Source organism: Streptomyces sp. SID14478, assembly GCF_010548525.1.
Classification (GTDB): Bacteria; Actinomycetota; Actinomycetes; order Streptomycetales; family Streptomycetaceae; genus Streptomyces.
In genome coordinates this window covers 1-9,267 of sequence record NZ_JAAGMG010000630.1, presented here as the reverse complement: position 1 = coordinate 9,267, position 9,267 = coordinate 1, and the positions used below count along the sequence as shown (strand labels likewise).

7 protein-coding genes and 2 pseudogenes are annotated in these 9,267 nt (G+C 71.4%); 4 read left to right on the top strand and 5 right to left on the bottom strand.

The genetic code is table 11. The annotated features are described in order from the left end of the window. The 5 genes and pseudogenes from G3I40_RS21110 to G3I40_RS21090 form a co-directional block, all read right to left on the bottom strand. Nucleotides 1–439 (bottom strand): annotated as a pseudogene (locus G3I40_RS21110) (EamA family transporter); the annotation flags it as partial. Next, complete coding sequence (locus tag G3I40_RS21105) at nucleotides 436–915, bottom strand: YbaK/EbsC family protein (protein WP_164303696.1); 480 nt, start codon at nucleotides 913–915, stop codon at nucleotides 436–438. The pseudogene G3I40_RS21110 and the gene G3I40_RS21105, both read right to left, overlap by 4 nt. Before the next feature lie 44 nt (nucleotides 916–959). Further along, nucleotides 960–2,558, bottom strand: a complete 1,599-nt coding sequence (locus G3I40_RS21100; RefSeq protein WP_164303698.1) for a penicillin-binding transpeptidase domain-containing protein — start codon at nucleotides 2,556–2,558, stop codon at nucleotides 960–962. Between the two features lie 261 nt (nucleotides 2,559–2,819). After that, the gene (locus tag G3I40_RS21095) at nucleotides 2,820–4,454 is read right to left on the bottom strand and encodes a penicillin-binding transpeptidase domain-containing protein (protein WP_164303695.1); all 1,635 of its coding nucleotides are present in this window, start codon (nucleotides 4,452–4,454) and stop codon (nucleotides 2,820–2,822) included. 135 nt (nucleotides 4,455–4,589) lie between these two features. Further along, nucleotides 4,590–6,353, bottom strand: a complete 1,764-nt coding sequence (locus tag G3I40_RS21090) for a phospholipid carrier-dependent glycosyltransferase (RefSeq protein WP_164303694.1) — start codon at nucleotides 6,351–6,353, stop codon at nucleotides 4,590–4,592. 75 nt (nucleotides 6,354–6,428) lie between these two features. On the opposite strand from G3I40_RS21090, the gene rsmI reads away from it, so the two are divergent. From rsmI to G3I40_RS21070, 4 genes and pseudogenes are all read left to right on the top strand, one after another. After that, nucleotides 6,429–7,313: a 16S rRNA (cytidine(1402)-2'-O)-methyltransferase gene (gene rsmI / locus G3I40_RS21085; protein ID WP_164303693.1), complete on the top strand. Its 885-nt coding sequence runs from the start codon at nucleotides 6,429–6,431 to the stop codon at nucleotides 7,311–7,313. A gap of 196 nt (nucleotides 7,314–7,509) precedes the next feature. Further along, nucleotides 7,510–7,968, top strand: coding sequence for a hypothetical protein (locus tag G3I40_RS21080; RefSeq protein ID WP_203644503.1), 459 nt, complete (start codon nucleotides 7,510–7,512; stop codon nucleotides 7,966–7,968). Between the two features lie 35 nt (nucleotides 7,969–8,003). Continuing rightward, nucleotides 8,004–8,885, top strand: coding sequence for a TatD family hydrolase (locus G3I40_RS21075; protein ID WP_164303692.1), 882 nt, complete (start codon nucleotides 8,004–8,006; stop codon nucleotides 8,883–8,885). Nucleotides 8,886–9,046: 161 nt separating this feature from the next. Further along, nucleotides 9,047–9,267 (top strand): annotated as a pseudogene (locus tag G3I40_RS21070) (resuscitation-promoting factor); the annotation flags it as partial.

Sequence of the window (9,267 nt, the reverse complement as noted above, 5' to 3'; positions counted from 1 at the left end):
GCGCCCGCCAGTCGGGCCTGCGCCCCGATCCGCGTATCCCCCACACCGCGAGCCCGGTCAGGCCCGCGCAGGACACCGCGACCCCGGCCGCCTGCCAGCCGCCGGGCACCTCGCCCGCGAAGGCCGCCGCGAGGACCGTCACCACCAGCGGGGCCGTGCCGCGCGCGATCGGGTACGCCTGGCCGAAGTCGCCCAGCCTGAACGACGTCATCAGCAGCACGTAGTACGCGATGTGGACGAGCGCCGACGCGAGCAGGTACGGCCAGGCGGCGGCCGCCGGGAGCGGCGCGAAGCAGGCCATGACCAGCCCGATCAGCGCGCCGCCGCCCGAGATGAGCGTGAAGCCGACCAGTTTGTCGGTGATGTGGTGGGCCAGGGCGTTCCAGGAGGCGTGCGTGACGGCGGCGAGCAGCACCGCCGCCGCGACGACCGGTGTCATTCCCGTACGTCCACCAGCGTGGCGCCCGCGTGCGTCACCAGGTCCTTGGGCTCGATCGGGAAGACGCTGTGGGGGGTGCCGGCCGCCGCCCACACGAGGTCGTGCGTGAGCAGCGAACGGTCCGCGAGGACCCGGGTCTTCGACACGTGCCCGAAGGGCGGGATGCCGCCGATCGCGTACCCGGTGAACTCCCGCACCACGTCCGCCTTGGCGCGGGTCACCTTCTGCGCGCCCAGTTCCCGTCGCACGAGTTCGACGTCCACGCGTGACGCGCCGTCCATGAGGACGAGCACCGGCACGCCGTCCGCGGCGAAGATCAGCGACTTGCAGATCTGGCTGAGTTCGCAGCCGATCGCGTCGGCCGCCTCCTGCGCGGTGCGGGCGCCTTCCGGGAAGGTGCGTACCTGCGGCAGGAGTTCGGCCAGACCCATCGCGGTCACGGCGGCGGCGAAACGGGGGTGTGCTGCATCTGTCATGGGCGGCACGGTAACGGCCCGTGTACCTCCCACGCGACCCCGTATCAGCTGCCGTTCAGCAGCATCTGCCGCACGATCGGCCCCGCCGAGTCACCGCCGTGCCCGCCCTGCTGCACCACGGCGGCCGACGCCAGGTCCCCGCGCCAGGCCGTGAACCAGCCGTTGGGTTCCTTCTGCCCGTCGACCTCCGCCGAACCGGTCTTCGCGCCCATGTCGGAGCCGAGCCCGGCCATCGGCTTCACGGCCGTGCCCGCGATCGCCGTGTAGTGCATCAGCTCGCGCAGGTCCGCGAGGGTCCCCGCGGACAGGGTCCGTGAGGCCTTGGCGAGCGTGCGGCCGTCGACGTCCGGCGAGACCAGGTACGGCTGGTGGAAGGTGCCCGACTTCACGGTCGCCGCGACCGACGCCATGTTCAGCGGGTTCATCCGCACCCCGCCCTGGCCGATCAGCGACGCCGCCATCTGTGCCTGCGACTGCACCGGCACCGCGCCGTCGAAGCTCGGCACCCCGATCGCCCAGTTGTTCAGACCGAGGCCGAAGACCTGCTGGGCCTGCTTGGTCAGCGAGTCGTTGTCGAGCTTCGGGGCCTGGCTGATGAAGGCGGTGTTGCACGACACGGCGAAGGCCGTCTTGAACGTGCCGTCCTTGATCTCGAACTTGTCGTCGTTCTGGAACTTCCAGTGCCCGTACGTGAAGTACTTCGGGCACGGGTGCTTCTTGTCGACCCCCGCGAGCCCCTTCTCCAGGAGCAGCGACGACGTGATGACCTTCATCGTGGAGCCGGGGGCGAGGGAGCCCTGGAACGCCGCGTTGAAGCCCGGGCTGGAGTTGGCGACGCCCAGGATCTCGCCGGTCGACGGGCGGACCACGACGACCGAGGCCTTCTGGCTCGTGGCGACCTGCTTCTCCGCGGCGGCCTGCACGGACGGGCTGATCGTCGTCTTCACGGTGCCCGGGGTGCCCTCGGACAGCGTCAGGAGGGTCTTGTCGGGCAGCGCGTTCTTCTTGGCGTCCTTGGCGGGTTCCTTGCGCGCGATGCGCAGTTCGACGCCCGCGGTGCCGCCCGCCTTCTTGCCGTACTTCTCGCGCAGCCCGTCGATGACCGTGCCGAGCGAGGGGTACTTCTTCGCGGTCAGTTCGCCGCCCGCGCGGTCCACCGCCTTGATGGGCGGGTCCCCCGCCTCACCGGTGACGAGCCGGTCGCCGTCCTTCAACTCCGGGTGCACGACGGACGGTTGCCAGTCGACGAGGACCTTCCCGTCGTCCTTGCGGCGCACCGCCGTGAGCGAGGAGTCGTACGCGAACGGCTTGCTCAGCTTCGTGCTGCCCGCCTTCGCGCCGCCCGCGCCCTTCTTCTCCTCGTACGCGACCGTCGACGTGACGTGGAAGGGGACCGCGGCGCCCGCGCGGGTGCCCGGGGTGACCTTCACGTCGGTGAGGTGGGCGTCCTTGGCCAGGCCGGTCAGCGCGGCCCGCGCGGCCGCCGGATCGCTCGTGTACGCGGCCGCCTTCGCGGGGTCGCCGGACTGCCAGGCGGTGAGGAACCGGTCGGCGGCCGTGCGTACTTCGGCGGCGGACGGCGGGCCCGTGCGCACCTTCGGCTTCGCGTCCGCCGCCGCGGCGGAACCGCTGCCGCTGTCCATCAGGGCGTAGGCACCGACGCCGGCCCCGACGACGGCGACGGCTGCGGCCGCGCCGATCGCCAGGGCGTTGGTGTTCCGGCGGGCGGGGGCCCTGCGCTTGCCTCTGGTGCCCAACGTGTTCCCTCCGGGGATCTGGCGGACGGCAAGGGTAGCCCCGAGAGGACCGCGGACCTCACCCGTCGTAGTACAGAACGTCGCAGACGCTCCTGTGGTTTCGTTGTGGGGCCCCCGTTGTTGCCCCGCTGTCGTTTCCTGCGCCCCTTATGGCCCAACTTGCAAGACGGCGCGGACGATCGGTCCCGCCGCGTCGCCGCCGTGCCCGCCGCTCAGCACCATCGCGGCCGCCGCGACGTCGCCCCGGTAGCCGGTGAACCACGAGTTGGACCTGCCCTGCCCGTCGACCTCCGCGGAGCCGGTCTTCGCCCCGATGTCGCCGGGCAGCCCCGCCATGACGTTCACGGCGGTGCCGCTGGTCGCGGTCAGCCGCATCATCGACTTGAGCTGGCCGACCGTGGAGCCCGGAAGGCCCTGCGCGGTGGCCAGTTGACGGTCGTCCAGCGACTGCGCGACAAGGGTCGGCTGGTGGAACGCACCGGTGATCGCGGTCGCGGTGACCGACGCCAGGTTCAGCGGGTTCATCTGCACCTTGCCCTGGCCGATCATCCCGGCGGCGTCGTCCGAGCCGCCGGCGACCGGCACGGAGCCGTCGTACGAGGTGATCCCGGTCTTCCAGTCCTTGCCGAGGCCGAACCGGTTCGACGCCTCGGCCGCGAACCGGTCCGCGCGCAGGTCGTCGGAGAGCTTGATGAAGGCGGTGTTGCAGGACCGGGCGAAGCTGTTGGACAGCGTCGCGCCCTCGTTCGCCGCCATGCCCTTCAGGTTGTGGAAGGTCTGGCTCATCGCGACGACGGAGTCGGGGCAGGGCGCCGGGCCGCTCGCCGACGTCACGTGGTTGTCGATGAGCGCGGCCGCCGTCACGATCTTCATCGTGGAGCCGGGTGCCACCTGGCCGTTGAACGCGGCGTTGAACTCCGGCTTGTCGGCGTTGGCGACCGCGAGCACCTCACCGGTGGACGGCTTGACCGCGACCACCGACGACTCGGCGTACTTCTTCACCGCCTGCTCGGCCGCCGCCTGCGTGCTCGCCCGCAGCGTCGTGTGCAGCTTGCCGGGCTTGCCCTGGGCGAGCGTGAGGAGCGTCTTCGCGGTCGTCGTCCCGTCCGCGCCCTCGCGCTCGACGTACGTCTCGATCCCCGGTGAACCGCCCGCCTTGTCCCCGTACTTGGCGCGCAGCTGCTCCAGGACCGGCCCGAGCGAAGGGTACTTCTCCTTGGTCAGGACCTGCCCGTCGCGGTCGACGGCCTCGATGGGCGCCGCCGCGGACTCGCCCGTGACCAGGGTGTCGCCCTCCCGCATGGCCGGGTGCAGGACGGAGGGGCGCCAGCGCACCAGGGCCCGGCCCGTGGTCTCGCCGCGCACGACGGTCAGCGACGAGTCGTACGCCATCGTCCTGCTCTGCTTCCCGAACGTGACCGTGGCCTTGACCTTGAACGGGACCGTGACGCCCCGCGGCGTGCCCGCCGTCAGGACGGTGTGCGTGACGTGCGCGTCGTCGCGCCAGCCGGCCAGCGCGGGCCGCGCGTTCTCGCTGTAGTTCGTGTAGCCGGCGGCCGCGTCCGCGTCGCCCTTCGCCCACGCCGAGAGGAACTTCCGCGCCGTCTCCTCGACCTCGTCGCCCGACGGCGGCCCGGTCCTGCGGGCCGTGGACCCGCCCGCGGACGACGAGCCGCCGTCCCCGGAGACGGCCGTGACGATGTTGTAGGCCCCGTAGCCGGCACCGCCCACCATGACGGTGAACACCCCGCCGACGATGGCGGCCTTGACCCCCCTGCGCATGCGCGCCCCCTCCCCAGGTAGACGGGAGGGACTTTATGCGGGCCGGGTGACCCAGGTGAGGGGTGTTCCGCAGATGGTGTCCGAAGGTGTCCTAAGAGTGTCCGAAGAGTGATCACAAATGCGGCCGAAACCGGCTCACACCCAGGTATCCAGCCACATCCGTGACCGCCAGGAGTCCATCGGGATCGCGTGGCCGGTGTAGATCGGCCAGAAGTAGATGAAGTTCCAGGTGATCAGCAGGACCAGGACTCCCGCGGCCGCCGCGCCGATCACCCGCCGTCGCTCGGACGACCCGGCCCGGCCGACGATCCCGCCCAGCATCATCGCCAGCGCCAGGCACAGGAACGGCGCGAAGACGACCGCGTAGAAGTAGAAGATCGTCCGCTCCTGGTAGTTGAACCAGGGCAGATAGCCCGCCGCGATGCCGCAGGCGATCGCGCCCGCCCGCCAGTCGCGCCGGAAGAACCAGCGCCACAGGACGTACAGGATCGCGAAGCAGGCCGCCCACCACAGCAGCGGCGTGCCGAGCGCCAGGACCTCGCGGGCGCACTTGTCGGTCGTGTCCGCCGGGCAGCCCTGCCGGCCGGCGGTGGGGGACTCGTAGAAGTACGAGACCGGGCGGCCGTCGACCATCCAGCTCCACGGGTTGGACTGGTAGGTGTGCGGCGAGCTGAGGTTGGTGTTGAAGTTCCAGACCTCGTGCTCGTAGTGCCACAGGCTGCGCACCCAGTCCGGCAGCCAGGTGGCGCCGCCGTCCTTGCCCGCGGTCGCCGCCCAGTTGCGGAAGTAGCCGCCGCTGCCGTCCGCGGGGGAGAGGATCCAGCCCAGCCACGACAGCACGTACGTGGCGACGGCGACCGGGACCGTGCAGACGAACGCCGGCAGGACGTCCCGCTTGAGGACCGTGCGGTACGGGTGCCGCGCACCGGCCACCCGCCGCGAACCGACGTCCCACAGCACCGACATCACGGCGAAGGCCGCCAGGTAGATGAAGCCGTTCCACTTCGTGCCGGCCGCGAGGCCCAGGCACAGGCCGGCGAGCAGGCGCCAGGGGCGCAGGCCCAGGCGCGCCGTCGTCGCGACGTCCGCGTCGGGGCGCACCAGGCCGTGTGCGTCGACAGGGAGCGCGGCAGCCAGGCGTTCCCGGGTCCTGTCCCGGTCCAGGATCAGGCAGCCGAACGCCCCGACCACGAAGAACACCAGGATCGAGTCGAGCAGCGCGGTGCGGCTCATCACGAACGCCAGGCCGTCCACCGTGAGCAGCGCGCCGGCCAGACAGCCCAGGAACGTCGAGCGGAACAGGCGCCGGCCGATCCGGCACACCATCAGCACGCACAGCGTGCCGAGGACCGCCGTCATGAACCGCCAGCCGAAGGGGTTGAACCCGAAGAGCCACTCGCCGATCCCGATGACGTACTTGCCGACCGGCGGATGCACCACATAGGACGCGTCCGTCGGAATCGCGACGTGGCCGTTCTTCTCCAGGATCAGGTCATTGGCGTTCTTGGCCCAATTCACCTCGTAGCCGCGGTGGATGAGCGCCCAGGCGTCCTTCGCGTAATACGTCTCGTCGAATATCACGGCCTTCGGGCTGCCGAGATTCCAGAAGCGCAGCAGACCGGCGACGAGCGTCACGAGCAGCGGACCGGCCCAGCCGAGGATCCGGCGCGTCTGCTCCGCGGTGAACCGGCCCAGGCCGAACGACGCCCACAGCCGCGAGGACAGTGCGGGATACGGCGGCACGAGACGGGTGCTGACGTCACCGCCGCCGTCCAGGGGCCGGTACCCGAACCGGCGCAGGCCGCGCAGCCACGACGAGGGCTGCCGCTCCCCCTCGGGGGACTGCTCGGGCGGGGCGCTGGTCGGGGTCGGCTGGGACGACGACGCGGTACTGGTCACCGCGCCATCGTAGGGAACCCGGCTGTGCGAGTCCCGTGCGCGGGGCACACCGCGTGGCCCTGCGAGGATGGAACCGTGACAGGAAGCGCTGATTCTCCCCAGTCCCCCGGAACGCTCGTGCTCGCCGGTACGCCCATCGGTGCCGTCTCGGACGCGCCGCCCCGGCTCGCCCAGGAGCTGGCCGTCGCCGATGTCGTCGCCGCCGAGGACACCCGGCGCATGAAGCGGCTCGCGCAGGCGCTCGGCGTGCAGGTCGGCGGGCGTGTCGTGTCGTACTTCGAGGGGAACGAGGCGGCCCGTACGCCGGAGCTGGTCGAGGCCCTCGCGGGCGGCTCGCGCGTGCTGCTCGTGACCGACGCCGGGATGCCGAGCGTCTCCGACCCCGGGTACCGGCTGGTGGCGGCCGCGGTCGAGCGGGACATCCGGGTCACCGCCGTGCCGGGGCCGTCGGCCGTGCTGACCGCGCTGGCGCTGTCCGGGCTGCCCGTCGACAGGTTCTGCTTCGAGGGGTTCCTGCCGCGCAAGGCGGGCGAGCGCCTGAGCCGGCTGAAGGACGTCGCGGACGAGCGCCGCACCCTCGTCTATTTCGAGGCGCCGCACCGGCTCGACGACACCCTCGCGGCGATGGTCGAGGCGTTCGGGGAATCACGCCGGGCCGCCGTGTGCCGGGAGCTGACCAAAACGTACGAGGAAGTGAAGCGGGGCCCGCTGAAGGAACTCGCCGCATGGGCGGCCGAGGGCGTGCGGGGCGAGATCACCGTCGTCGTCGAGGGCGCACCGGAGAAGTCGGCCGACGGCATCACCCCTGATGAGCTGGTGCGCAGGGTGCAGGTGCGGGAGGAGGCGGGGGAGCGGCGCAAGGAGGCGATCGCCGCCGTGGCCGCCGAGGCCGGGCTACCCAAGCGGGACGTCTTCGATGCGGTCGTGGCGGCAAAAAATGCGGCCCGCCAGACCCCATAGACACGTAAAGGCGGGTATCGAAAAGCAAAGCGAAGACCGGGTGCCTGGGCATTTCGACAGGGAAATGCCAAATCGGATCCAATAGTCGGCAGGTCTTTTGCGCTCGGCCCGGCGGAGGCGTCCACTGGTTGAAGGGACGCACCCGTCCCCACGTTGCCTCCGGGCAGCGCTTGTCCAGCGGACAAGAGGAGCTGGCATGAGCGAGTTCGCGGTCTCCAGGACGGCCTCTGAGGCCTCCGGCGCCGACACGACCGACACCCACCCCGTCCCGAATCGCAGCGCGGCGACTTCCATCGCCCACGAGTCGTATTCGTTCGCCTGCATGCGGTGCGGGCACGGCTGGGAGCAGTCGTACGAGATTGAGCACCACGTCGACGGCGACGGCGCGGAGTTCGTGATGTACGTGGCGGACGGCGAGCACGTGCCGTCGCCGCTGACCCGACCCACCTGTCTGAACTGCGGCGGCCACGTCGTACGGATCATGCGCGCCGGCCGCGTCTCGTCGGTGCTCGACGTGATGCAGCGCCACCACGCCCCCGCCGCGGGACCGGCGGAGGTCCCCCGGCCCGCGGCGGCCGGGGACGACACGGGACGCCACCACTGGCACCTGTCCGACCTGCTGCACCCCTTCGCCCACCACAAGAAGGACGCGTGAGGCGCGCCCGCCCAGCGGCTTCGTAGGATCGGGGCATGAGCCCCGAGCGTTCGAAAGACGTCACCCCGCCGCCGCTGCCCGCGCCCCTCGCGGTGGAGGTAGCCGACTCCCACACCCACCTGGACATGCAGGCGGGCACGGTGGAGGAGGGCCTCGCCAAGGCGGCGTCGGTGGGCGTGACGACCGTGGTCCAGGTGGGCTGCGACCTCAAGGGCTCCCGGTGGGCGGCCGCCCTGGCCGAGACCCACGCACGCGTGCACGCGACGGTCGCCCTGCACCCGAACGAAGCGCCGCGCATCGTGCACGGCGACCCCGACGGATGGTCCCGGCAGGGGGCGCGCGAGCCGCTCGGCGACGCCGGGCTCGACGAGGCCCTCGCCGAGATCGACCGGCTCGCCGCCCTGCCGCAGGTCAAGGGCGTCGGCGAGACCGGCCTCGACTACTTCCGCACCGGGCCCGAGGGCAAGGCCGCACAGGAGCGTTCCTTCCGCGCGCACATCGAGATCGCCAAGCGGCACGGCAAGGCCCTGGTGATCCACGACCGTGAGGCCCACGAGGATGTGCTACGCGTCCTGAAGGAGGAGGGCGCCCCCGAGCGCACCGTCTTCCACTGCTACTCCGGTGACGCCGAGATGGCCCAAGTCTGCGCGCGCAACGGCTACTTCATGTCGTTCGCGGGGAACATGACGTTCAAGAACGCGCAGCCGCTGCGCGACGCCCTCGCCGTCGCGCCGCACGAACTGCTGCTCGTGGAGACGGACGCGCCCTTCCTCACCCCCGCCCCGTACCGCGGTCGGCCTAACGCCCCGTATCTCATTCCGGTCACGCTGCGCGCCATGGCGACGGTCAAGGGCGTCACCGAGGAAGCCCTCGCGACGTCGGTCTCCGCCAACACGGCCCGCGTTTTTGGTTACTGACGCATAACGGCACACCCCGCTCGAACCCGGTCATCTCCGGCCACGGTCGCGACACTGAGTAGTCGCGTTGCTTGGGAGAGTGACGGGCGCTCCGCTAGGTTCTGCTCGCCCGATCCGCCCCCGCCCGGGGACCGGACCCCTGGAGCGCCGGGAGCGTCGTCGTGAGCAGTTCGCCGTACGAGACGTACGAGACGTACCAGCCGTACGGCAACGGTGTGTCGTACGAGCCGTACCCGCAGGGCCCCCACGAGCCCGCCGCCGAGGGCTACGACACGTACCGGCCCGCCTACGAGTACGAGCGCGCCGACCGCGGCGCCGAGCGCGTCACACTCGCCACGGCCGGGACCGAGGCGCGGCTGCCGCGCCAGTCGCAGGGCCGCCA

Bases quoted from the DNA above. Each gene is read 5' to 3' on its own strand.
- G3I40_RS21105 (WP_164303696.1), bottom strand. From the start codon at position 915: ATGACAGATGCAGCACACCCCCGTTTCGCCGCCGCCGTGACCGCGATG.
- G3I40_RS21100 (WP_164303698.1), bottom strand. From the start codon at position 2,558: ATGGACAGCGGCAGCGGTTCCGCCGCGGCGGCGGACGCGAAGCCGAAG.
- G3I40_RS21095 (WP_164303695.1), bottom strand. From the start codon at position 4,454: ATGCGCAGGGGGGTCAAGGCCGCCATCGTCGGCGGGGTGTTCACCGTC.
- G3I40_RS21080 (WP_203644503.1), top strand. From the start codon at position 7,510: ATGAGCGAGTTCGCGGTCTCCAGGACGGCCTCTGAGGCCTCCGGCGCC.
- G3I40_RS21075 (WP_164303692.1), top strand. From the start codon at position 8,004: ATGAGCCCCGAGCGTTCGAAAGACGTCACCCCGCCGCCGCTGCCCGCG.